The sequence below is a fragment of the Pseudomonas tremae genome, assembly GCF_001401155.1.
Taxonomy (GTDB): Bacteria; Pseudomonadota; Gammaproteobacteria; order Pseudomonadales; family Pseudomonadaceae; genus Aquipseudomonas; species Aquipseudomonas tremae.
Genome location: NZ_LJRO01000355.1, coordinates 1 through 473 on the forward strand (window position 1 = coordinate 1; position 473 = coordinate 473).

At 52.2% G+C, this 473-nt stretch carries 1 protein-coding gene; it reads right to left on the reverse strand.

Annotation, left to right across the window (positions count from 1 at the left end; genetic code table 11):
- Positions 1–88: 88 nt before the first annotated feature.
- Positions 89–382, reverse strand: a complete 294-nt coding sequence (locus ALO43_RS29265) for a type II toxin-antitoxin system RelE/ParE family toxin (RefSeq protein ID WP_083492208.1) — start codon at positions 380–382, stop codon at positions 89–91.
- Positions 383–473 lie beyond the last annotated feature (91 nt).

Sequence of the window (473 nt, forward strand, 5' to 3'; positions counted from 1 at the left end):
AGGGTCCGAAGAGCAATGGAATAGCCAACCAACTTAAGCAGCATCGAAGCATGAATACCAGCACTTAACTGGAACGCTGGAGTGAGCACTACGCTAGTCCAGTTTGGGGATATTCTTGCCGTGCGTGGACGACGTTCACCACTTCTATGCGCGTTGAGGTGACGCGATAAAACACCAGGTAGTTAGGATGGGCCACAATCTCGCGCATTCCTGGAACGTGGTCACTTATCGAATACAGATAAGGATGTTCTGAAAGGGGCAGAACGATGCCACGCAATCGCTGCCACAACCTTTCGGCAGCAGCTATATCACGTAAACCGATGTATTCGATTATTGCCGCCAAATCGTTGTCCGCTGATTCTAACCAAAAAATGGGTAGCATCAGGACGCCCGGCGATGGCGCAATCGTGCCAACCGCTCTGCCATCCTTCGCTCGACTTCATCATGCGGGATAGCAGGGCGCGAATCGGCCA